We start from the raw sequence: 440 nt of genomic DNA, 5'->3' as shown, positions 1-440 counted from the left end.
GGCGAATGCTCTACACTGGCGATTCTAAATGACCTTGTTCGCGCGCGCCGCTCGCGCCCGCATTGAGCATGACATCCCCCGACGCACCCGAATCCCGTTTCGAACCCAAGCCGATCCTCGCCCAACTGCCGCATCTGCCTGGCGTCTACCGTTACTACGACGCGCAGGACGCGGTGCTGTACGTCGGCAAGGCGCGCGACCTGAAAAAGCGCGTGTCGAGCTACTTCACGAAAACGCAGCTGTCGCCGCGCATCGCGATGATGATCACGCGCATCGCGCGCATCGAGACCACGGTCACGCGCTCGGAGGCCGAGGCGCTGCTGCTCGAGAACAACCTGATCAAGGCGCTCGCGCCGCGCTACAACATTCTGTTTCGCGACGACAAGTCGTATCCGTACCTGAAGCTCACGGGCCATCGGTTTCCGCGAATGGCGTACTAC

General features: G+C 62.3%; 1 protein-coding gene. It reads left to right on the top strand.

Annotated features, from left to right (window positions below):
* Positions 1 to 68 precede the first annotated feature (68 nt).
* The coding region (locus J5M67_RS28705) for a GIY-YIG nuclease family protein (RefSeq protein ID WP_207888713.1) at positions 69 to 440 on the top strand (372 nt) is incomplete at its 3' end.

The organism is Pseudomonas sp. 30_B (assembly GCF_017491605.1).
GTDB lineage: Bacteria > Pseudomonadota > Gammaproteobacteria > Pseudomonadales > Pseudomonadaceae > Pseudomonas.
The sequence above is the reverse complement of the archived record's forward strand: the minus strand, read 5'-3'. Positions and strand labels throughout refer to the sequence as shown.